This is a genomic window from Bacillus sp. FSL R9-9497, assembly GCF_038005805.1.
GTDB lineage: Bacteria > Bacillota > Bacilli > Bacillales > Bacillaceae_G > Bacillus_A > Bacillus_A cereus.
Genome location: NZ_JBBOTY010000001.1, coordinates 3,401,300 through 3,425,661 on the forward strand (window position 1 = coordinate 3,401,300; position 24,362 = coordinate 3,425,661).

The following is a 24,362-nucleotide window of genomic DNA, read 5'->3' on the forward strand; positions in this document are numbered from 1 at the left end:
CCTATTTTTCTATATTTATTGATACATTTTCATCGCTGAAAGTATTCTTTGTATTTTTTGACCAGATGGTTGCTAATATTGGCCCTGCAATGTTATGCCATACTGCCGCTAATACACTTGGGAGTGCAGCAACCGGTCCAAAATGTGCTGTCGCCAGCGCAACACCTAAACCTGAATTTTGCATTCCTACTTCTATTGAAATAGCCCTTCTTGTCCCTTCGTCTAGTCCAAGTACGAACGCAGTTATATATCCGAGCAAAAAACCGAAAGCATTATGGAGCATCACCGCAATAAAGATAAGAAGTCCTGAAGAAGTAATGCTACTTACATTTGCTGAAACAACTGCAGAAACAATTATGATAATTGCTACAACTGATATTAAAGGAATAACAGTCATTCCTTTATTAACGATATGAGGGAAAAACTTTTTCACTACTAGTCCTAAAATAATAGGCACAATAATGACTTGTACGATAGAAAGAAACATGGACATAGCATTTACTGGCATCCATTGCCCTGCAAGTAATAGTAGAATGAGCGGTGTAGCAATTGGTGCTAGTAACGTTGATACTGAAGTCATTGCAATAGACAACGCTAAGTTCCCTTTTGCTAAATAAACCATAACATTTGATGCAGTGCCACCCGGTACTGAACCGAGCAACACTAACCCAGCTGCTAATTCCGCTGGCAGATTCATAACGTAGGCTAGTACGTATGCGACAAGTGGCATAATAATAAACTGAGCACATACACCGATAATAACTGGTAATGGTTTTGTAGCTATGATTTTGAAATCAACAGCCTTCAATGTTAATCCCATCCCAAACATGACAACCCCAAGTAAAATCGTTATGTAACTAGTTAACCCGAGAAATGGCGCGGGAATGAAATATGCAATAGCTGCAATACAAATAACCCAAAATGCAAAATACTTTCCAGCTATATTACTTATCGCTTCTAGTACTTTCATCCACTCAGCCCCTATCTTTTAATTGAAACACCTTTTTCGGATTCAAAATATTTTGCGGATCAAGAACTTTCTTTATTTTCTCCATTACAAATAATGCCGCCCCATGTTCTTCTTCTTGATACTTTCGTTTTCCGATTCCAACGCCATGTTCTCCTGTACACGTTCCTCCTCGTTTAAGAGCATACTGAACGATACTTTCATTTATTTCGTCTGCCTTCTTCACTTCCTCCTTATCATTTGTGTCAATCATTAAGAGTACATGGAAATTCCCATCCCCAACATGACCGAGAATACCGCCAATAAGCCCTACTTTATGTAATACCTCTTTCGCATGTTGAATCGCTCCAGCTAATTCCGAAATTGGTACACATACGTCTGTACTCATTAGCTTTTTACCAGGATAACTATGCACGTAAGAGTACGCTAAGTTATGTCTTGCATCCCACAGCTTATTTCTCGCTGCTGTTTCCGTCTCAAACGCAATTTCTATACATTTATGATCAAGAACGATTTCTTTCGTAAATTCAATATCTTGCTTTAACCCTGCTTCATTGCCGTGAAACTCTAAAAACAGTGTCGGTTCTTCTCTGTAACTTGTTTCATTGTAATAATTTACTTGTTTCATAGATAATTCATCAACGAGTTCAATTCTCGCGATTGGAATACCTGCTTGTAATATGTTAATTACAGCTTCTACTGCATCATTTATAGTTGGAAACGATGCCCTCGCAGCCATAACATGTTCTGGTATACCGTATACTTTTAAAGTTAACTCCGTGAAACATCCAAGTGTTCCTTCTGAGCCTATGAAAATACCATTTAAATGATAACCTGATGATGACTTCGCCGCTAAATTCCCGGTATGTATTACTCCTCCATCAGCAAGAACGACTTCTAAATCTCGAACTTGATCACGCATTACCCCATACTTTACCGCTGTCGTTCCGCTCGCATTTGTAGCAGCCATTCCTCCTAACGTTGCATCAGCTCCTGGGTCTACACTAAAAAATAATCCATACTTTTTCAATTCTTTATTAAGCTGAGAGCGCGTCACCCCTGGCTGTACTCTCACAAGAAAATCCTTTTCTCTTATTTCAAGTATTTTGTTCATAAGAGAAAAGTCCATTGTAATTCCTTTTTCGTAAGGAATTACATGTCCCTCTAAACTGGACCCTACTCCAAATGGAACGACAGCTGTTCCGTGCTGAATCGCTATTTTCATTATCGCGCTAACTTCTTCGGTCGTTTTTGGAAAAACAACTACATCAGGCAAACTACTACTATGGTAAGATTCATCTTTACTATGTAACTCTCGTACTGTCATATTTATTACTACTCGATCTTCAGGAAGTATGCCTTTTAATTCATTTACTACATGTTCAATTGTTATTTCCATAATCAACTCTCCTTTTTAATTTTAAAACAAGTATACCATCTTTATACGAAATAATTAGAAAAATAAGATTATTAAACCTGAACATACAAAAAAGAACCTGCAGCACACGCTACAAGTTCTTTTTCACTACATTTTAAACGATTTCTTTATTAACAACATAAACCAAATTAAAGTAACTGCCATCAACGAATGAGAAAATCCTACAATATAAGTTAACCCTTTAAAGTCAGCTCCATTTAACTGAAGAAGCCCTCTCGCTGCTAGCGAACCTAACATTAATGTTAATGCAATATTATGTAAAACAAACCACTTATTAAACCCTTGCACTTCATGAAACGCGAATACTTTTGCTAATCCTAAAGCAATTAAAAAGAAGAAAAAGCCAAGTACAAGTGTATGCGTATGCAAAAGATTTAACAAAGTAGATCCTAAAATCCCTTTATACTTACCATACTCCCTAGCGAAAATCCCTGATAATAAACCGATAATCAAATACGTAAACGATGCATTATATAATTTCTTCATTATGTACCTCCTTGAGTAGAATGTATAGTGTGTCATATTTAGTAATAATGATAGTTATATAGTAAAAACTCCTAGTCACCTAGGAGTCATTGTATAAGCATCTCACTCTTTACAATCAATCCTAATTATAAGATATCTCTCTATACAAAACAAACGAACTTTATGTGAACAAACACCCCCATTAAAATATGTTGCACTTTTGTTTTACACAATCCATACTAATTGTTATAACTTTTTAAAGGTGGTGTAATTATTGATAGTTCTTGAAACTGAACGTCTTAATCTTCGCTGGTTTGATATAAAAGACGCTCCTTTTATTCTTGAGTTAGTAAACGATCCTGCATGGATTCAGTTTATCGGTGACAAAGGAGTTAGTAACTTAGAAGATGCAAAAAATTATATTGTAAACGGTCCCATCGATATGTATAACAAACTTGGATTCGGCCTTTACTTAGTAGAACGAAAAAAAGATCTCACTCCACTTGGTATGTGTGGCCTTATTAAAAGAGATTCATTAGAAGACGTTGATATCGGGTTTGCCTTTTTAGAGACATTCCGTTCAAAAGGATATGGCTACGAGTCAGCTTCTGCGATAATCGAATACGGTGTACAAAAGCTCGGCATGAAACGAATTGTAGCAATTACTTCTGTAGATAACATCGCCTCAGGAAAGCTTTTAGAAAAAGTAGGATTACGATTTGAGAAAATCATTTCAGATTCAGGAGAAGATTTAAAATTATTTGGGTATAACGCATAGTAAAGAAGGTCGCCGTGAATGGTGACCTTCTTTACTATTTTACTGATCTCGTCATAATACTTTTAGTTCCATTTATAGTTTTGCAGTAATTCTTGTGATTACTACTATGCCTTTCATATCACATTTTTTGGAAATTCATAGAAATAAAACTTTCACATTTAAATAAATTATATTAATATATCAAATAAAGGAAGTGAGAATAAATGGAACAACCGCTATTTTTATTAGTTCTTCAATTCATTGCATTCATATTAATCATTTGTATCGTATATGGAATGTTGTACAATACCGTATTAAATTTAAATATGCCTAAATGGACTGCACATATAGTAGCTACGGTCTTTTCCCTTGGTATTACCTATCAAGCTTTTATAAATTTTATTTGAAAAACTTTTGTAGCAATTACTTCTATTGTTGATGCAGTAAAGCTTTTAGAAAAAGCAGGATTGCAATTTGAGAGGGTTATTTCAAGATCAGAAAACGTAACCATTTTTTATAAAGTCTTTCCAGCGCAAAATAGTGAAGAAGTTAGTTCCGCTGAAAGTGTGTTTGCATAAAAAGAAATGAATTTAATTGATGCTACAAAAATTTTATTTTAATTCTGGTTCTATTGTTTGGAATCGTTCTAGGGTACCATTTGTGTGGACTTTAAAAATTTTCATTTGCGCACCAAAATGTTGCGTTAAGTAAAATGTATCACCAGTTATTAAATTTCCAATCTTCCAATCAGGTTGATATGTACTTTCCATGGAACTTTCTAAATCCCCATTCATTATTAAATTGATATATAATGAAGATGAACTACTCAACATTTTCGTTAAAGATAGTCTATCAACCTCTAACTACCTAATGAACTCAAGTAAACACATCTTCAGTCATTTTAAGAGGTACAAAAGGCACCCTTTCGGGTGATTTTTGTATAAAAATTCTTTTTTTATATTCGATACCAACCACGAACCTTTTTAAAATAATAGTATCATTATGTCTCCTTTTTAGAGATTATTTTTAATTACCTTTAATTTTTTGCACCAGAACCGGAAAATCCCTGACTACTCGAAATATCAACTATCAGGTGCTAATATTCAATAACGCGTACTGAAAATGATTAAACATTTTTATAAACCCGTGGAACATTTAAGAAATCAATTTTTCTCTTATCGAAATTTAATTAGCTTACAGTAATACAGTGGTCATATATTTTTAAGAATAACGGAAGAATATATAGAAATTGCTACAGAAATGTGAAGTTTAATTAATTTAGGAGGAACAAACTTGTTTAATCAGCTTGTAAAAGTTATACCGAATTTATTTACGATTGGAAATTTATTGTGCGGTGTTTTCTCAATCACCTTGAATATGAGTGAATATTTAGGAACAGCCTCCATTCTCATTTTCTTTTCAGCTGTTTTAGATTTTCTTGATGGAAGAATTGCGAGAAAATTAAAAGTGAACAGTGAGTTTGGCGTAGAATTGGATTCCTTAGCTGATATTGTTAGTTTCGGCGTCGCTCCTGCGCTTTTATTTCATACGATAGCAACACCTTCTATTTTAACTTCTTTGGCATTTATCCTATTCCCAACAATGGGTGCTTTAAGATTAGCTAAATTTAGTATTAAACCAACTATTGGATATTTTAAGGGATTACCTATTCCAGCTGCAGGATTATCATTGGCTGGTATGGCATTGTTTTCATATAGTAATGCATGGATTACTTTAATCCTCGCCCTCTTAATGGTAAGTCCCATTAGGTTTAAAAAATTTTAATGAAGGTCACGCCCAACGCCATTAAGGAGCATTTCAAATGGATTTAACGCGTCAATACGTATAAAAAAGCGGGACAATAATATTAAATTAGGTGCCCTTCGTAAAAATTAAAACCTTGTATTTATGGCTATTGGGTTAATCCATCGATATGTTATTCTGAAACGTCAGTCCACTTTTAACAGGAGCTCCCTTTATCAAGAGAGCTCCTGTTCTTATTTCTTCTTCTTTTCTGTCGGTTGGCTTTGTTTAGCAAAATTAGATGAATCATCAAAATTCGGTTGCTTTTTACCAGCATTATTACTTCTACCTTTTCCCATATGTAATGCACCTCCCCTCCCCCTTACTATTCCCAATAAAAAAATTCTCTTGCATCCAAGAGAATTTTAAATTGGGTTCTTATTGATAATACCTAAGTACTTCCAACACTGCCATTCCATAAAAGATGGATCCAATGTTAAATTATTTAATGCTAAAACAAATATTACATTTTCATATTTAACTGGATAATCAATTAATAATCCTAATGTATTTCCTGAATCTGCGACAATTATGATTCCCTTTTCTAACACGTCATCTATAACTTCTTTTAATTATTCTTACCTAGCATATAATATTTTCCTACACATTGAGATTGCATGTTGTATAAGGAAGCCCTTCTTCTTTCCATGCAAGAAATCCTCCCTTTAAATTCACTACTTCCTTTATACCAGCTCTTTGTAAAATACTAGCTGCTATAGCGGAACGTAATCCGGTTCGACATTGCAAAACTATTGGAAAATCTTTCGGTATATAATCTAGTTGTTCAAATAGATTACCTAAAGTGATATGTATTGCATCATGAAGGTGTCCTTCCTCCCACTCTTTTTTACTACGCACATCGATAACCTTAACGCTTCCAACTTTTATATGCGGATATAATTCAATCGATGTTTTTTCTTTGTAACTTTCAAATCTATCAAGTCTTTGTATTACTTTTAAGGGTGCAAAAGCAATAATATTATCTAACCCAATAGATTCAAATTCTCTAATAACCGCCTCTACTTTAACCTTTTCCTCATCTAGAATTATTAAAGTTTCTTTTTTATAATCTAATAACCATCCACACCAAGTTGTGAAAGAATTGTTATAAGGTATGTTAATTGACTTCTCGATATGACCTGCAGCAAAACTCTCTACATCCCTTATATCAACTATTTGATGAACGCTCTTCAAAATTTCTTGAAGTTCTTCTACTGTATTAATAGCAGTACTTTTTCTCTTCTTACGAATTGGCGGACCATACTTATTTAAATTCTTCATTAATGAAAAATACTTTGGAGGCTCTGGCTGTCCTGTCAATAAAGTCGATATAAAATCACTTTCTTCATTACACTGAAATGCCCAATTGAACATCTTTTCATAACCTAATGTAGAAGTTGGAATTGCTCCTAATGCTTTTCCACATGCGCTTCCCGCACCATGTGATGGCCATATTTGCAAATAATCAGGAAGTATTTTTATTTTTTGTATAGAATCAAATAATTGTTTCGCTCCTATTTTTGCAGTATCTTTCATACCGACAGCAGTTTCTAATAAATCCGGCCTTCCTATATCTCCTACAAATATAAAATCACCTGTGAATATCCCTATCGGCTTATCATTCGTATAATTATTTTGACTTGTATCCGTTACTAAAAAAGAAATACTTTCAGGCGTATGCCCTGGGGTGTGAATTACATTAAATTTTATATGACCTACTTTAAACTCTGTGCCCTCTCTAACCAATTTGTATCGACCTTCGTTAAGATGTTGATATTTCCAATCACAATCTCCTTCATCAGATACATATAAATTTGCATGGTAAAGATTAGAAAGTTCTCTAGACCCAGAAAGAAAATCAGCATGAATATGAGTCTCAGCCGCAGCAATTACTTCCATCCCCTCTTTCTTAGCAAATTCTATATATTGTTCTATATAGCGACTGGGATCAATAACGATTGCTACGCCTTCTTTCTGACAACCGACTAAATAGGAAGCATGTGCTAATTTTTCATCATAAAAATATTTTAAAAGCATAGCTATTCCCTCCAATTAGTTATTTCAAATTAATTTTCAATTTTTGTAACCACTTTTTATCTTCTCCTATAGAATCCCTTTCAACATTAAATTCCAATACATATATGGCAACATATATCTTTTAAGTAAAAACATACTATACCGTTCTTTCGCTTGATTAAATGGAAACGTTTCTTGAGGCTCATGTTCATAGTTAAATTCAGCAAGTATAAGACTTTTATATCCTGTAACAATCGGACATGATGTATATCCATCATATTTAGCCTGTAAATCTCTTCCGCTAAGTACGTCCATAATATTTTGTTTTAAGACGGGTATTTGTTTTCGAATTGCTGCTCCAGTTTTAGAGGTAGGTAAATTGGTACAATCTCCAAGTCCAAAAATATTTTTATATTGCACATGCTGCAAAGTATAAGGGCTTATATCTACCCACCCCTGATGATCACTTATCTCACTCTCTTTAATAAAATTAGGTGGCCCCATTGGCGGAACAACATGTATCATACTATATGGTACGGTTTCTCTTTTTAGTGTTTGCGTATCTTCAAAAATTGCCTCTCTCTTTTCGGCGATAATTTCCACTAGATTTTTATTATAATTCGTTATAATTTGCTTTCTTTCTAGTACTTGTTCTAAAGTATTTGCATATCGTGGAACCTGAAATATGTTATTGTTTGCAGAATAAAATATTACTTTACTTCTGTTTCTTACACCACTATTACAAAAATACTCCTCTGCTAAGTACATAATTTTTTGTGGAGCACCACCGCATTTAATAGGAGTATTAGGGTGGGTAAAAAGCGCATTTCCTCCTTTAAATTTTTCGATTTCTCTCCAAGTGGAATCAACATATGTATAAGAATAATTGCTACATACCCCATTAGTGCCAATAGACTCTTTTAAGCCTTTAATACTGTCCCAATTTATTTGTATACCAGCTGCTACAATAAGAATTTCATACTCAAGTAGCAGTCCGTCATCTAAAAGTATCTTATTTTCAGATGGAAATAACTTAACAACACTTTTAGGGATCCACGTTGCCCCTTTTGGAATAAGCGATTCCTGATTACGCATCGTACTTTCCTTTGAAACAATTCCTCCCCCCACTAAACTCCATAGTGGCTGAAAGTAATGTTTTTTTGATGGATCAATAATTGCTATACTTTCTTTCAATAGGGGTACATTTCGTAATAAATGTGCAGTAGAAGATAGTCCTGCTGTCCCAGCACCAATTACAATAATTTTATAACTATCTCTGGTCTTCATTATCCTCTTCCTATCTAAAATTGATTTTTAAATTAACTAATTAGTAGCCATTTTTTCATCGTAGTAACATTATTATAAGTTAAAAACATCATAGTTTTATCTGATTCAAATGAAAATTTTGTTAATTTTACCATTAACATTACTATATGCGTGAATCCCCTATGTTACTTCCATATTTTAGTTTTAATATTAAAACTAAATATTGTTATATAAAATAATACATTAAAATACTTTTCATGAATCCGGATAAGTAATGTTTAAAAAACAACAATTTTACTACAGTAATCAAGAACAGTTTTCTAAATTAAGTTACTGCAGAAAATATAACTCTGGCGCAATATCCCTACCAGCTTTCATTCCAATAGTAACTCCATGATATAACATCAAAGATGAAATCCCTCAACTTAGGGATTTGACTTTTTAAATTTATACAAATGTCTTAGCTCTATGTACTGTGATATATAGGTCCACATCAATATGTTATTGCATCATATACTGAACAGATAATTTAAATTACTTTTATAAAGGATGATGAGGATGAACCTAGAAGATATACAAAAATCCTATGGCGTAATTGTAAGTTTAGGAGGATTGTGTCAAGTCACCAACCAAATCAAAAGACACAATTTAAGAACATTTTCTGGACCTTTAGATTGGTTTTATTATCCATCACTTTCAGATGTAAACAGATTACTTCAAAATCGATTTAAAAAATTTATGAAGTTGGAAAATATGATTATAGAAGGTTCAGAAAGTTACGGTCTTATTGAATCAGAATTTGATAATCAAATTAAATGGGCAGAACGAATTACCTACTGTATAAAGGACACTTATTATAATTGTTTTTCAATGCATGATTTTCCTATTAATTCAGAAAAGGATTTGAAATCAACCTATCCTTCTTTTAAAGCTAAATTAGACACTAGAATTAATCAATTCCTTGAAAAAATAAATAGTAGTGAATCCATTTTATTCATTAGAATTTGGGGAAATCGAGATGAAGCGGTTGAATTACAAAACGTATTATCTAAAATTACAAATAAGGATTTTAATATCCTTATTGTTAATTTCAAGGAGGGTATATCTAATATTGTTGAACAAAATTGGGGAATATCGCGGGTTTGTTCAATTGAACTCCCACGTTATCAGGATAGATGGGAAGGTGATGATTCCGATTGGGATGTTATTTTAAACAAAATAACATTAACTTAATAATTTTCTTCTTACTTTTAACATGATTTGGCCCGTAAAATCAAATAGGTGTAGAGAAATAAAATTCCTGTCTAATTGATACACACTTAATTAACAAAACGTTCATATAATAATTCGTAAGTCCTTCTTTATTGAATAAATAGTTCTTTACAAAATTAGTTCTATCACTAGAGCACCTTTATGCGGTGCTCTTTTTTGAATTTATAAAATGTAAAAATAGTTGTTCCATTTTCCTTCAAATGGCTAATTCCCTTTGTTATTCTTCTGTTGATTTCTGTATAATCATTTATGCGATCAGCATATTCTGCTTATGTAGTGCATTCACGACTACTTACTTCCATACTTTATCTTATATTTTGTCTTCTTGGATATTTCATTATAAGCTTCTTCAATTCCCTTGATTTCCTTCCCCTTCTTTTATCTTAAGAACAAGCAATTTCTTTCATTAATATTAAATAAACTAAAGCATAGATTTTAAAAGAACCTAATTTACATATAATTAATGATAAACTACAATGTGTATTCTCCACGTTTAATCAGCATCTGAATTATAAATCTAACATATTTTTTTTAGTTGATTGTCATTATGGTACAACCGTGTATACATTTACCAAACAAATTACATAGTTTAAATTAGTAAAATATATAGAGAGGAAGGAAATAAATCTATGAAAGTCATAATTTTGTGTGGCGGAAAAGGGCTTCGGATGCAAGGAATTTTAGAGGACATTCCCAAACCATTAGTTCGAGTTCAAGGAAAGCCTCTCCTCTTGCATATAATGAATTGGTATAGAAAATATGGACATTCTGATTTCATTTTGCCCTTAGGATATAAAGGTGAGAAAATTAAGGAATATTTTATGGACTTTAGCTGGAAAGAGAATGACTTTAGTTTGAATTTTAAAACCAGTCAATATACGCTACTTCAGAAATTAGAAAATTGGAATATACACTTTATAGATACAGGAATTGATACAATGACCGGGGCAAGACTAAAAAAACTTGAATCCTTTGTACAGGGTGAAACCTTTTTATTAACTTATGGTGACGGATTAGCCAATATAGATATTGATCAACTAATAGCATTCCATAAAGAAAAAGGAAAAATTGCTACATTAACTGGAATTAAAAAAAATAGTCAATACGGCCTATTGGCGGTCGAAGATGGAATTGCTATTGATTTTAAAGAAAAACCATTACTTGATGAAGTAATTAATGGCGGTTTTTTTGTATTTAACAAAGAAATATTCGATTATTTAAGTAATAATGATGATTGTGTTCTAGAAGAAGATCCTCTTCGAAATTTAATAAAAGACAATGAGCTCGCAGTCTATGAACACAATGACTTTTGGGCTAGTGTCGATACACCTAAAGATTTAAAAACTGTAAATGAAAGTTGGAATCCAAATAAATTTTAGTGGAGAGGACTGAATAAGCATTGAACTCTAATGATAAAAAAATAAGTTTACCTCGATTGTATATCCCCTCTAATGAGAAAATAGTTAACCCACTTTCAACAGGAATTAAAGCTTCAAATCTCTCCAAAAAAAATACTCAAAAAAGAATTGATCCCCAATTCTATAATCAACAACATGATCTAAATAATCATTTCTGCGTCATTGTAGGTAGTGAGTATGTCTTGAAAATTATTGCTTTACAGCAATCATTAATGCAGTACTCAGAAAAATTCACATTGTGGATTTGTTGTATAGATCCTTTTGTATATTCACTATTAAAAGAAATGAGTTTAATTAATGTAAACCTTTTACAAGTTGAAGAATTGGAAGATCGTGAATTAAAAGCAATTAAGAGAAAAAGAAAAGTAAATGAATATTGTTGGACTTTAAAATCTGTCTTGATAGAATATTTATTGGTCAATTATGATTTACCATCTATTCTATATTGTGATGGTGATTTATGCTTTTTCTCTGACCCTAATATTATTTTTGAGGAATGGGGTGACCATTCTATTTTCCTAACCCCCCAAAGAGATCGTGATTGGGTAGAAAAAATGTATGGAAAATATCAGGCTGGTCTAATTGGATTTAAGAATGATCTCTATGGACTAAAAAGTGTAAGATGGTGGAAAAATAAATGTATAGATTGGTGCAGTGCCGAGGCTGAGGAGGGGAAATTTGGAGACCAAAAGTATTTAGATTATATCCCTATATATTTTCCAAAAGTAAAAATTTCAAATAACTTAGGTATAAATGCTGCGCCTTGGAACTGTATATATAATAACGATTATAAAATTGACAAGACTAAAAACGATATATTTATTGAAAACGACAAACTAGTTGTTTACCATTTTGCATGTATTACTATCTTTACTGAAAATGATTTTGATCTTTGGTCTTTGGGAGAAATTTCAATACCCAATAATATATTAAACCATATTTACACTCCATATTTAGAGAGAATTCAATTTGTTTTAAAGCAATTAAAGGATAAATTCCATAAAGATACTAAACAATTTTTAAGTAAAAAAGATATAAATAAAGCTCAAACTTTATATAAAGATTCACAATTAAGAAGAAAAATGAATCAATCCAATCATTTTATGAACTTTTCCATGATTATAAGTAAAGAACGATTAATTCAAGGATTGACCTCTTATTATTCCTTAGAAAATTTCAACGCTAAATTTACTGTATGGATCTGTTGTATGGATGATTTAACTTATCAAATATTAGAGAAATTAAAATTAAAGCACGCCATACTAATTCCGGTAAAAGAAATTGAAAATCATGAACTCCTCAGTATAAAAAATGATAGAAGTTTACAAGAGTATTGTTGGACATTAAAAGCGCCCCTATGTCTACATGTCCTTAGTCTTTATCCGGAAGTTGATCACATTATATATTGTGATGCTGATATGTATTTCTTTACAGCACCTAATATCATTCTTGATGAATGGTGGAAGTACTCTGTATTTCTTTGCCCTCAAAGAAGCTCTACTGAAATTGAAAGCATACACGGTATATACCAAGCTGGTTTAGTAGGCTTCAAAAATGATCAAAATAGTAAAGAAATTTTAACATGGTGGAAAGATAAATGCCTAGAATATTGCAATAATCAATATGATGTTGAAATGAATAGATGGGGTGACCAAAAATATTTAAATCACATTCCTAACATCTTTTCTAATATAAAAATCATGACTCATAAAGGTATTGATGCAGCACCTTGGAATGTCATTTTAAATAGCAGTTCTATATCCAAAACAGATAATAAAGTTTTTATTGATCAAGATGAATTAATAGCTTTTCATTTTGGAAGTATGCAAATTATTAATCCAAATGAGTTCGATTTATGGAAACAAGAAACTTTAGAATTACCTCCAGCAGTTTTAGATTATATATACATTCCTTATATTGAACAATTGAACAAGACATGTCATACCCTTCATAATACTTTTCAAAAATCTCCCTCCTCTTTATTTGCTGACCAAATTGATACAACAACAATAAAAAATTATTTTAAATACCCCTCCCCTCATCACAATTAAGACTGATACTTTCCTTATTTAAAAATAAATCTATTTATTTCAGCAACTAAAAATACATCTTAATAAAGGATAGATTATCACTATGATTGCTTCATTTAAAAATAAAACTTTCCTTATTACTGGTGGATACGGTTTTATTGGTTCTCACTTGGCACGAAGACTTTTAAATTTACAAGCAAAAATTGTTCTTTTCATAAGAACACCATCAAATTCTTGGAGACTAAAGGATATTCTAAAATATATTGAAACCTATGAAATAGATATACGAGATAAAAAACAAGTACAAGATGCAATAAAGAAAATTAATCCCGATTATATCTTTCACCTGGCAGCCTATGGTGTAAATTCTGCCCATACAGATTACATCCATGCTATAGAAACAAATGTTATAGGGACTTGTAACATTATTCAAGCAGCAAAATTGGTGAATTGTAAAAAAATCATCAATTTTGGGAGTAGTTCTGAATACGGTAACAAGATGGAACCTATTCATGAAAATATGTTACTAACTCCTGTGGACATCTATGGAAGTACCAAAGCTGCTGCTACTATACTCGCCCATCAAATTGCTAGCGAAAACAATATTAATCTTATAACATTAAGACCTTTTGGCATATTCGGAGAAGGCGAAGAGCCGCATAAAATTTTTAGCTATATAATCTTGCGAGTATTACAAAACAAAGATGTAAATTTAACTTTATGTAATCAATTAAGAGATTATTGTTATATAGAAAATGTAATAGATGCCTGTATCCTAGCAGTAGAAAATACTACTGTACAAAATGAAATCTTTAATATTGGGAGCGGCACTATTCACCCCTTGAAACATTATGTAGAATTATTATTCAAACATTTGAAAACCAATTCCAGACCAAATTACGGTGCAATTTCCTCTAGAACAAATGAAAGATGGGTTCCTGAAGCAGATGTGCAAAAAATAAAAAACTCTCTTTCCTGGGAACCTAGAATTAATATTGAAGAAGGAATTATAAAAACTATTAATTGGTATAAAAATAATAAACATTTATACCTAACCCCCTAAAAATAGGGTACTAAAGGAGGTGGACTAATTGTTAAACCGAAACTTTAATAATGCTTTTTACGGAAAAAGAATTTTAATTACTGGACATACTGGTTTTAAAGGTTCTTGGTTATCCCTATGGTTGAATGAATTAGGTGCTGCTGTAATCGGATATTCATTAGATCCTAAAAATAAAAATGATAACTTTAACATTACTAACCTTCAAAATAATATAATTGATATTCGTGGAGACATTAGAGATTTTAATAAATTAAATAAGGTTTTTACAGATTATAAACCTGAAATTGTATTCCATTTAGCTGCCCAACCTCTAGTTAAGTATTCATATGAATATCCTAGAGAAACATACGAGGTAAACGTTGTAGGAACTATGAATGTACTAGAGGCAATTCGATTACATGAATCAGCTAAAATAGGAATTATGGTGACAAGTGACAAGTGCTATGAGAATAAAGAATGGCCTTGGGGTTATCGTGAAATTGACCCTATGGGCGGCCATGACATATATAGCTCAAGCAAAGGATGCTGCGAACTTTTAATTTCTTCCTATCGTAATTCTTACTTTTCAGAAGAAAAATTTTCTCAACACAAGAAAATAATTGCAAGTGTTCGAGCTGGTAATGTAATTGGTGGTGGTGATTGGTCAATAGATAGAATTATTCCCGATTGTATACGAGCATTAGAATCAAACAAAAAGATTATTATTAGAAATCCTACTGCTATTAGACCCTGGCAACATGTACTAGAACCTTTAAGCGGGTATTTACTCCTTACAGAAAAAATTATAAATAATGGTATCCTTTTTTCAGGAGCATGGAACTTCGGGCCATCCCTAAGCAATATTGTTTCAGTAGAAAAATTAGTGACCAGTTTACTAGATATTTGGAGCTGCGGGGATTGGACAGCAGAAAATATAGATCCAATAAATTTTCATGAAGCAAATTTACTAAACCTTGACATTAGCAAAGCAAAATTCAATCTTAATTGGCAGCCAAAATGGTCCCTACAACAGACTTTAGAAAATACAATAGAATGGTATAAACATTATAATTCTTACACCAGTTCTGAGATGAGAAATCTATGTATTAGCCAAATCAAACAATATTGCATGCTTTGAACTACTCCCACTTACCCATACTTGCTGTGAGTTCCTTATGGAGGGAGTCTTCTTGGTTAAAATAATAAAAGATACATTAATTTTTATAGTCTAAATTATAAACCTACTATACCTAAAATTATGTGATTGTCCATTAACAAAAATTTTATTTCTTCGGTTATTTCAAATCAACTATTGACATTATATTGAAGAATAAAGGAATCACGTATTTTTCTAGTGATTCCCTTGTTCTGAGAAAATAATGTCTTGCTTTAACGACAATACAGTATATGTGATTATTAATTTATTTGTTCTAGTTATGAAAAAATCTATTCCTGTCAAAAGAGCTTTCTTCAAAGAAAAACTTCCTTTTTTTCTACTTATCCTACTCGAAAAGTAAATAATGTTATTTTTCAGATGATTACATCTACTATTTATAGAATTACACTGAGCTTTAACAAGTTTATGCTTATATATTGATTCTCTTATTTATTATCACCAATGTTGATGAATTTATGCATAGCTTATTCTATACACAAATAGCTTTTTGAATTATCTTTTCAGAATAAATAAAGGAGACTTTCTCTTTTATGCACTTTCCCCTTACCATTCTTAAATTTCCCTTTAATCAACAATAAGAACAAATCTTCAATATAGTACATCTTCTTTGAACTACCCCCACTTTCACTTCGTTTAGAAGTGAGGGATTCCTAAGTAAAGAGTTCTATCGAACTCTAATTGATTAGGCTAACCCCGCAGTCCTTGCGGTTAGAAGCCTTATCGCTTCACTCTTTAGATTGATACTTGCGTTAATATCCCTATCATGGTGTGTACGACAAGAAGGACAGTCCCATTCACGTAGGTTTAGATTTTTAACGTCTTTATTTTGATATCCACAACAAGAACATAATTGGCTGGAAGCAAATGTTTTCGATACGACAATGACTTGTTTGCCATACCATTTTGCTTTGTATTCTAACATTGATCGAAATTGCAACCAAGATACCTCACTAATTGCTTTTGCTAACTTATGATTCTTTAACATATTCGATACTTGCAAATCCTCTATACCGATAACATCGTGGTTTTTGATGATTTCAGTTGAAATTTTGTCCAAGTAATCTTTTCTAGTATTTGATATGTATTCATGAATTCTAGCTACCTTTACTCGTTGTTTATTCCAGCGAGAAGATCCTTTCATTCTTCTAGAAAGAACACGCTGTGCTTTCGCCAACTTATCTTCTAATGATCGGAAAAATTTCGGATTTTCATAGTGTGTTCCATCTGACAAAATAGCGAAATCTTTTAGTCCTACATCTATTCCAATGTAAGAATGTGTTTTCGGAAGTTCTTGTACTTCTGTTTCAACTAATAGTGACACAAAATATCTACCAGAAGGGTTCTGTCTAACTGTAGCATTTACAATACGCCCCTCTACTTCGCGACTTTTGGCAAATCGAACAAGGCCTAGTTTCGGCAACTTTATTTTGTTCCCTACAACGGCAATGTTTTCATTTGTTTGTTTTGTGGTATAAGATTGTACGTTGTTCTTCTTAGATTTAAAGCGCGGTGCGCTGTTTTGTTTTTTGAAAAAGCGCGTATAAGCATCCGCAAGGTTGCGAACAGACGACTGAATCGCAATACTATCCACTTCTTTTAGCCAAACAAGCTCTTTCTTCATGGCAGGTAGTTTGGCAGAGCATATACCATAGGTCAAGCCTTTTCCTGTCTCTTTGTATGCGTGATCCCATAAGGATAGAAAATGATTGAATACAAAGCGAGAACACCCAATCGTTTTGTTGATTAGAATTGCTTGTGCTTGATTTGGATAGATACGAAACTTATAGGCTTTATTAATCATTATTTGATTCACCTCCATTTCGGTATATGACTATTATACACCAAACATACATTCGATAGATAGTAGAGTAATACTTTCTATATGTCGAACAATTAAGATGGCTTCCTGCCATCTCTTGTTCGAGGCCAATTCATCTCCCGCCTACTCACTGGACTGTGACCCTTCACGCTCCTTGAGGAAGGAGTCTTCTTGGCTAAAATGATAAAATAAAACAAAACCATACATAAGATAATTTTACTATTACAAATAATGACATAGTCTGTTTCACCTTTTACATTATCTAAAAAAGAACTTGTAGGAATTCTTACAAGTTCTTTTTTATTTCCTTTATTCTCTTCTTATTTACATACGCAAGATTTATACATTTGGTGGTGATACATACTATATTTATCCGATAAAATAATCTAAAAATTAACACATAATTGATCGTTTTAAGAAAAAGAGATTTCATAAATCTTCAATCACAGTTTCTTAGTTCACCTAATAGAACGTATAAAGACTCATATCATCTTTTGATTATTTTTGGATGTTTTATTCTACGTATATTCGACACAAATTGATTGTTTTTTATGAATTTTCTTGAAAAATATTGTAATATCACTCCATTTTTTCTTCTATTTTGTTATGATGTTTATAATTAAATTGGATTAGGATTTTTTTAGAAAATGGGGGCGTATATTATGAGTGTCTCAGTAAAAGGAAATGAGCAATTAACCTCTCTATTGAACGACTGGTATCGATCTATGCTATCTCAGCAAGTTATAAAAGCTACTAATCTAAAAAAGAAAATTGATGAAAAAATTAATAAGTTAAGCATTGAACCGAATCAAGAGCATCAGGATCAAAATTTGTTACTATACTATTCACTACTCGAATTTCGTTACAAGGTCTTAACAGATAGCCTTGGTATTCAACAAAATAGTTTTGATACTATTAGCGATTATGATATGCCTACAGATCAATTTCTACAATTCTATTATCATTTTTTCAAATCCATTCATTCCACTTTTATATCAAATTATACTGAGGCAGAGGAACATTATAAACTAGCAGAAAAAATATTGGTAGCTATACCAGATGAAATTGAACACGCCGAATTTTACTATAGAATTGCTACTTTCTATCACCATACCTATAACAATCTCGCTTCTATCGAATACGCAAATAAATCGAGAGCAATCTTTTCAAAGTATGAAGGTTATGAAGTAAAAACAGCCTTTTGTAATAGTTTGCTAGGTGGTTGCTGCATCTATTTAAAACAGTACGAACAAGCAGAAGAATATCTACATTGTGCAATTGATTTACTACAAAAAAATAGGGAAGAAGATTCCTTGTTATACGTAAAAAATACTATGGGGTGGCTGTATTCTGATCAAAGTATGTCTACTTTAGCTATTCGTCACCTTTCAGAAGTAACAGAGAAAATCCCTACACACTTCAAGGCCATCTTCCTACAAGCTAAGGAACATTATAAGTTAGGAGAACAATCAACGGCCAGCCAACTCATTGATAAGGGTCTACAGATTTGCAGAGAAATTCATAACGAAGAATACACACACCACTTCTCTATTTTAAAAAAATTAAACGAAAATATTCCATTGGAAGAATTAGAAAAAATCATTCAAGAAGGAATCTTATACTTTGAGGAAGAAGAATTATGGGAATATGTTGTCGAATACGCCGAATTATTTGCCACAAAATGTAGACAATTAGAGAACCACCAAAAAGTAAGTGACTATTTCCATATTTGTTATCAAGCAAGACAAAAATCAATCGCAAAAGGAGTGTTAAAATAATGAAAAAAATTAGCTTATTATTATCAGGCATTGCTTTTATTGGGGTATTAACGGTGGGAATTTTTCAGTTTTCTAAAACAGATCAGCTTGCTACTCATGGGCATTATCCTGCTCCTTCATATAGTGTTGGCGATTATAGTGGTGCACCACCACAAATTTAATGTAAATGTATTTAAAAACCCTCCAAATGGAGGGTTTTTAAATGGCTTATCTGCCTGTTCAATACGCATAGAGAGTACATATTATACTTATTTACTATGTTATAAGATTTTTCATTTCCACTCTGTAACAAGATTCTAGCATTCTCTCCTAGAATCTCAACTTAAATCTTAAATCCACCAATTAACTCTTGAAGTTCTTCCGCCATCTGTGCTAATTGTATTGCTGAAGAATTTATCTCTTCCATAGAAGCATGTTGTTCCTCAGATGAACCAGCTATCGTTTGCATACTTGAAGAATTTTCTTTTACAGCCATAGCTATTTGATCAATCGATGTATCAACTTTCATTGCATCAGTTGTCATTTTATTTGATAGTTCTACCATACCATGCACTTTTGATACAATATCATTTGCAGATTTTGAAATCTCATAAAAACTTTGTTTTGTATCATTCGCAACCTTAATTCCCGACTGTACTTCTACGCCTACTTCATTCATAGCTTTTACAGTCTCATGTACGTCTGCTTGTATTTCCTTAATTAAACTTCCAATTTCCATTGAAGATTCGGATGATTGCTCCGCCAACTTTCTAACTTCATCAGCAACAATTGCAAACCCTCTCCCCTGTTCCCCAGCTCTAGCTGCTTCAATCGCTGCATTCAATGCTAATAAATTTGTTTGTTCCGCAATATTTTGAATCGCTTCTAATATACTGCCAATTTGCTGTGATTTCTTATCTAATAATTTTATGACATTATCGGATTGAGAAACAGAGTGATGGATAGACTGCATTTGTGTTACAGTTTGTTCTACTAATTGTTCACCTTCATTGGCTTTTTGTTTAGTGTATATGGATGAAGCCGATACTTCAGAAGCATTCTCAGCTACGTATTGAATATTTCGTGTTACCTCACCAATTAATTCAGCTCCAGACTCAACTTCATTATTTTGAACCTCTGCACTGTTCGAGATTTCTTCCATCTCTTTTGTAATTTGTTCTGTCGCAACACTTGCTTGCTCTACACTAGCAGTTAGTTCCTCAGAAGACGCAGCTACATGTCCTGCAGATGTGTTAATTTGAGAAATAATATTACGTAACGACTCTGCCATTGTATTGAAACTACCACCTAATTGACCAAGTTCATCCTTTGAACGAATATCTATTTTCTCGGTTAAATCTCCTTGACTAATTCTTTGAGCTGAAATGACTAATTGTCTTAGTGGAGTAATTATAGATTTGAGTATGAATAGAATTACAATTCCACCTAACAATAATGAAGCACCTATTATAGTGAGCGTTTTATAAAAAATAGGATTGGTAGCTTCTTCAATTTCTTTCGTAGGCATTACGCCAGCTATTTTCCAACCTGTTTTTTTATTTGTCTTAAAGCTTATGTTTCGATCTTCACCATTGAGGCTATAAGTAATTACTCCATCTTCTGTCTTGTACAATTCATCCACTAAAGTTTTATCTAATTTCTCTCCAGGTTTTAGTGATGGATGAACAACTATAGTTTTATCTTGACTAACTATAGATACAAATCCTTGCTTCCCAATTTTTATCATTTTGGATGTTTTTACGATATCTTTAATATTCAAATCTACGCCAATGACACCACTTTTATCTGCATTCTGCTTTGCAATTGCAATTACCATATTTCCTGTAGACTTTGATTTATAGGGAGATGAAACAATAATCTCTCCATTTGCTTTTACTGCATCCTTATACCAACTACTTTCTAACGGATTAAACCCTTCTGGTATTTTTCCAACAGGTGCATGAATAAATTGATTGTTACTGGATGCCGTATAAATCGTTTCTATCTCTGGATGTAACTGTATATATTGATCAAATTTATTCTGTACATTTTGCGATTGTTCAGGATTATAATCCCCTTGTGTGAGTACCTTTGCAAAATGAGTGATATCTGTATGCTTATTTTCTAATTCATCATCAACAATCTTATCTAAAATACTTATATTATCTTTTGCAGATTGTAGAATTGTTTCATTAAGATCTGTTTTTGCTTTATTATAAGATGATACTCCTACGATAAGGCTTGGTATAATTAATATTGCTATAAATGCCATAGACAACTTCGTTTTAAGCTTTATTTGCCCCAATCTTTCTTTTATATTAAACACTAGCTACTTCTCCTTTTCATTTTTACTACTTATATAGTTTATTTAAATTTTTCTCCTTTACTTTTCCACATTCATTTATGGTACCATTCGAAATGAAACCACAATTACATCCTATTATCCATACTTTATAATTTAAAGATTTAATTTTCACAGACAGAGTTTTATCTGTTCTCCTTTCGAATATGTTATTTTTCTAGATTCAGCAATTATTAGACTACGAATTATTCCAAATAAACTTGATGCAACAAATACTTCATTTAAAAAATAATTATTGGATTTGTTTGGATAAAAATCTAGTTTAGCGCTAATCCAATCGGATGAAATTCTTACCATAATACATTCACTAAACATAAATAAGTAAATTTATTTCTTTTAATACTTATATTTAACTGCCTTTTAACCATTCTAACTGTATTATTTCATCGTTTTATCTATTTATTACAACCACTTTTGTTTTATTAAATCACTAAACTATAAATTCTAAATAGGAGAATAAAATAAATTAGAGAATTACATTGTAACATATATATATAAGTTGTTAATATTAAAATTTAAAACTTTACTATTTTTCATATGCAATATTACATGCGAAAAGCCATAATTTTTTTGTTATACTATGCATGTGGATTTTTCATCCAAAATCCACCCAAACGCATATTTATGTATATGCCACCCTAATTGATGAAAGTGAGAAGAGTGTTTATCATTTTTCTCACTTTTTTATTTAGGCTCTGTTAATATTGATTATTGATAAAAAGTATTAAATAAGGGAAGACACCTTAGAGTTGGTGCTTCCCTTATTTGTTGATTATTCAAATCTAAAATAGGTATTTTCTAAACCTATTCTTTGCTTTAATGTTCTGCCCAAAGCATAATTATTTGGTAATTCTTTTTCAATGACACAAATAATATAACCTGCTTTTCCTGTTGTTAAATTAGTTAGTTGTAAGTAGTTAGTGTTGTCGTAGATATAAGAAATAATATATTCATAGAAATTATTTTCTTTATCTTCTCTATTCATACCAACATTGTACAACCTAACTCTTGCTCCTACCCAAATTTCCTCATCATCATCAACATTACTTAAAGGCATCCATTTCGAGTTATCCAATATTTCACCCTTTTCTTAATTCATTCGTTTATACACGAATGTTGCTAGACACAAACTATCATAAGCATCCGTCATTTCATTGATTAGACGACCACCGACAGAGAAAAAAGACTCAACATAGCTTTTTACCCATTGAAACACTTGCTCTTTTAGTTATTTTTACATTTTGAATCTAAGAAAATGAATTCCCTTATAAAAACTCTAACAGAGAATCTTCCTTCCAAATTTCACCTAGGGAATTATTTGTTTTCCAAAAAAACTACCAACATCTTTATCAACTCATTTTAGAATATTTAAACAATAATTCCATATACATTACCTGCATAAATTATTCATTTTCTTTTATATAAGACCTACCTTTTTACTTTTAATAGATTATTAGACATTGGATTATTATACATAAATCCCAAAAACATGCGGTATTTTGTAGAATTTTGTCTATCAATATGTATGTACACCCTTTTGTAGTGGATATAGACTGTGAGGTGTAAGGAGATACCTTACAAAATAATAAAAAGGAGATTATAGAATGAGTAGATTAACAAAATTCTCAAAGTTAGTATTTGCAACTTTAATCGCGGGAAGTAGTCTAAGCACCTTTGTTTCGTCACACAGTGTACAAGCTGACACCTTAGATCCTAATTACCAAGACAATATAAAATTCATACCACCTTCTAGTGCTAGGCCAAAATTGGAACAAAAAAACACTATTGTTCCAGAAGCAAAAGTTGTTAAAGACCATTATGTAAAGTACTCTAAAGCACATTTCCAAACTAAAGAAAGTATACCAAAAGAGATTTATTATTCTTCAGAAGGCTTTAAGGGCTATATACAGGCAAGTACCGTTTGGGATATGGGAGATCATTTCGCAACACTATATTCCGGAACCGTTATTCGATGTTAGACTTTTAATCCATTCTCCCCTAATGCTTAAAATGGTTAATAACTCACTGCCAATACTGTAATATCTATTGTTCATAAAATAAACCACAAAATCTTTCGATTTCATGGTTTATCAAATATAAAGATAATGCTAAACGAATACTCTAACATTACCTTCCCCAAAGTTAATTATAGAGTATTTTCAAAAAAAAGACACTCTTGTAGTGTCTTTTTTATAGTATTTTAAAAAGAATTCCACCTACTAACACCTTTTTGTTGCGCCTATTCGTTTATTTCAATATGATACTTTTCCATCTCGTATATGCAATAGACAATGATAGCTAAACTCCAACTGACACTATAATAATTATGTGTGTAGAAGTCATAGCCCGCTTTAATACCTTTCTCTATTACAACTAATGTAAATCCTAAAGCCACCCATCTGTTAATTTTCATCTTTATAAACGTTAAAGAGATAATTATTAAAAATAAAATATTTGTAAGATGATTTATCATTAGCTCATATTTTTGAATGTATACTGCCATTATACAAGCAACGATATTAGTCGCAATGCCAAAGGCAATCACCGCTCCCCAAACCCTGTCCGAAAGTCCCACTCCTGAGTCAGTCCCTTCCTAAACAAATATCCCTTTCTTTAATTCGTTCCTACACCCTATTCAAGATATGCTAAATTATCCTTGTCTGATGAATATCTATTTATCTTTTCATATAGAGCAAACAAAATCTTTACTCATAATTTTTTCTTTATTAGACAAACTATGTCTAAGCCGTTTGAACTAGCGGCTTCACTCTTC

21 protein-coding genes are annotated in these 24,362 nt (G+C 32.0%); 11 read left to right on the forward strand and 10 right to left on the reverse strand.

All coding sequences use genetic code 11. The features are described from left to right. Position 1: 1 nt before the first annotated feature. From MKY21_RS17525 to MKY21_RS17535, 3 genes are all read right to left on the reverse strand, one after another. The gene (locus MKY21_RS17525; protein ID WP_000865826.1) at positions 2-970 is read right to left on the reverse strand and encodes a bile acid:sodium symporter family protein; all 969 of its coding nucleotides are present in this window, start codon (positions 968-970) and stop codon (positions 2-4) included. Between the two features lie 4 nt (positions 971-974). After that, the gene (locus MKY21_RS17530; RefSeq protein ID WP_044795245.1) at positions 975-2,366 is read right to left on the reverse strand and encodes an FAD-binding oxidoreductase; all 1,392 of its coding nucleotides are present in this window, start codon (positions 2,364-2,366) and stop codon (positions 975-977) included. A gap of 126 nt (positions 2,367-2,492) precedes the next feature. Then, positions 2,493-2,891: a DUF2871 family protein gene (locus MKY21_RS17535; protein ID WP_000737896.1), complete on the reverse strand. Its 399-nt coding sequence runs from the start codon at positions 2,889-2,891 to the stop codon at positions 2,493-2,495. Positions 2,892-3,144: 253 nt separating this feature from the next. On the opposite strand from MKY21_RS17535, the gene MKY21_RS17540 reads away from it, so the two are divergent. After that, positions 3,145-3,648 carry a GNAT family N-acetyltransferase gene (locus MKY21_RS17540; RefSeq protein ID WP_000636208.1) on the forward strand — a complete coding sequence of 168 codons (504 nt, stop codon included), beginning with the start codon at positions 3,145-3,147 and terminating at the stop codon, positions 3,646-3,648. 203 nt (positions 3,649-3,851) lie between these two features. Then, complete coding sequence (locus MKY21_RS17545) at positions 3,852-4,034, forward strand: hypothetical protein (protein WP_000437513.1); 183 nt, start codon at positions 3,852-3,854, stop codon at positions 4,032-4,034. A gap of 204 nt (positions 4,035-4,238) precedes the next feature. On the opposite strand, the gene MKY21_RS17550 is transcribed toward MKY21_RS17545, so the two are convergent. Next, positions 4,239-4,421, reverse strand: coding sequence for a DUF5065 family protein (locus MKY21_RS17550; protein ID WP_044795318.1), 183 nt, complete (start codon positions 4,419-4,421; stop codon positions 4,239-4,241). A 499-nt stretch (positions 4,422-4,920) separates the two neighbouring features. Between MKY21_RS17550 and pssA the strand changes: the two genes are divergently transcribed. After that, a complete protein-coding gene (gene pssA / locus MKY21_RS17555) occupies positions 4,921-5,412 on the forward strand; it encodes a CDP-diacylglycerol--serine O-phosphatidyltransferase (protein WP_000483083.1) in 492 nt (163 codons plus the stop codon). Between the two features lie 618 nt (positions 5,413-6,030). Here pssA and MKY21_RS17560 read toward each other — a convergent pair. Continuing rightward, complete coding sequence (locus MKY21_RS17560; protein ID WP_341077023.1) at positions 6,031-7,467, reverse strand: MBL fold metallo-hydrolase; 1,437 nt, start codon at positions 7,465-7,467, stop codon at positions 6,031-6,033. Between the two features lie 66 nt (positions 7,468-7,533). Continuing rightward, positions 7,534-8,733, reverse strand: a complete 1,200-nt coding sequence (locus tag MKY21_RS17565) for an FAD/NAD(P)-binding oxidoreductase (protein WP_000857316.1) — start codon at positions 8,731-8,733, stop codon at positions 7,534-7,536. Between the two features lie 537 nt (positions 8,734-9,270). Here MKY21_RS17565 and MKY21_RS17570 point away from each other — a divergent pair. The 5 genes from MKY21_RS17570 (at position 9,271) to rfbG (ending at position 15,612) form a co-directional block, all read left to right on the forward strand. Further along, the gene (locus MKY21_RS17570) at positions 9,271-9,945 is read left to right on the forward strand and encodes a papain-like cysteine peptidase (RefSeq protein ID WP_001047148.1); all 675 of its coding nucleotides are present in this window, start codon (positions 9,271-9,273) and stop codon (positions 9,943-9,945) included. A 668-nt stretch (positions 9,946-10,613) separates the two neighbouring features. Then, complete coding sequence (locus MKY21_RS17575) at positions 10,614-11,363, forward strand: sugar phosphate nucleotidyltransferase (protein WP_000864432.1); 750 nt, start codon at positions 10,614-10,616, stop codon at positions 11,361-11,363. 20 nt (positions 11,364-11,383) lie between these two features. Then, positions 11,384-13,453, forward strand: coding sequence for a glycosyl transferase (locus MKY21_RS17580; RefSeq protein ID WP_341077027.1), 2,070 nt, complete (start codon positions 11,384-11,386; stop codon positions 13,451-13,453). Between the two features lie 82 nt (positions 13,454-13,535). Continuing rightward, positions 13,536-14,495, forward strand: a complete 960-nt coding sequence (locus tag MKY21_RS17585; protein WP_000561951.1) for an NAD-dependent epimerase/dehydratase family protein — start codon at positions 13,536-13,538, stop codon at positions 14,493-14,495. A 28-nt stretch (positions 14,496-14,523) separates the two neighbouring features. After that, the gene (gene rfbG, locus MKY21_RS17590; protein ID WP_283502449.1) at positions 14,524-15,612 is read left to right on the forward strand and encodes a CDP-glucose 4,6-dehydratase; all 1,089 of its coding nucleotides are present in this window, start codon (positions 14,524-14,526) and stop codon (positions 15,610-15,612) included. Between the two features lie 721 nt (positions 15,613-16,333). On the opposite strand, the gene tnpB is transcribed toward rfbG, so the two are convergent. Beyond that, positions 16,334-17,452, reverse strand: coding sequence for an IS200/IS605 family element RNA-guided endonuclease TnpB (gene tnpB, locus MKY21_RS17595; RefSeq protein WP_006922732.1), 1,119 nt, complete (start codon positions 17,450-17,452; stop codon positions 16,334-16,336). A 680-nt stretch (positions 17,453-18,132) separates the two neighbouring features. Between tnpB and MKY21_RS17600 the strand changes: the two genes are divergently transcribed. Together MKY21_RS17600 and MKY21_RS17605 are read left to right on the forward strand one after the other, a co-directional pair. Continuing rightward, positions 18,133-19,248, forward strand: coding sequence for a Rap family tetratricopeptide repeat protein (locus MKY21_RS17600; protein WP_000116962.1), 1,116 nt, complete (start codon positions 18,133-18,135; stop codon positions 19,246-19,248). Next, positions 19,248-19,409, forward strand: a complete 162-nt coding sequence (locus tag MKY21_RS17605; RefSeq protein ID WP_000724109.1) for a hypothetical protein — start codon at positions 19,248-19,250, stop codon at positions 19,407-19,409. Before MKY21_RS17600 ends, MKY21_RS17605 begins: the two co-directional genes overlap by 1 nt. Before the next feature lie 161 nt (positions 19,410-19,570). Here the strand turns inward: MKY21_RS17605 and MKY21_RS17610 are convergent, their stop codons facing one another. Further along, the gene (locus MKY21_RS17610; protein WP_000481860.1) at positions 19,571-21,553 is read right to left on the reverse strand and encodes a methyl-accepting chemotaxis protein; all 1,983 of its coding nucleotides are present in this window, start codon (positions 21,551-21,553) and stop codon (positions 19,571-19,573) included. A gap of 808 nt (positions 21,554-22,361) precedes the next feature. Beyond that, the gene (locus MKY21_RS17615; RefSeq protein WP_002024558.1) at positions 22,362-22,646 is read right to left on the reverse strand and encodes a hypothetical protein; all 285 of its coding nucleotides are present in this window, start codon (positions 22,644-22,646) and stop codon (positions 22,362-22,364) included. A 547-nt stretch (positions 22,647-23,193) separates the two neighbouring features. On the opposite strand from MKY21_RS17615, the gene MKY21_RS17620 reads away from it, so the two are divergent. Beyond that, positions 23,194-23,568 (forward strand): hypothetical protein, encoded by a 375-nt coding sequence (locus MKY21_RS17620; RefSeq protein WP_044795252.1) that lies wholly within the window; start codon positions 23,194-23,196, stop codon positions 23,566-23,568. 260 nt (positions 23,569-23,828) lie between these two features. On the opposite strand, the gene MKY21_RS17625 is transcribed toward MKY21_RS17620, so the two are convergent. Continuing rightward, positions 23,829-24,164 (reverse strand): hypothetical protein, encoded by a 336-nt coding sequence (locus MKY21_RS17625; protein WP_000524431.1) that lies wholly within the window; start codon positions 24,162-24,164, stop codon positions 23,829-23,831. Between the last annotated feature and the right edge of the window lie 198 nt (positions 24,165-24,362).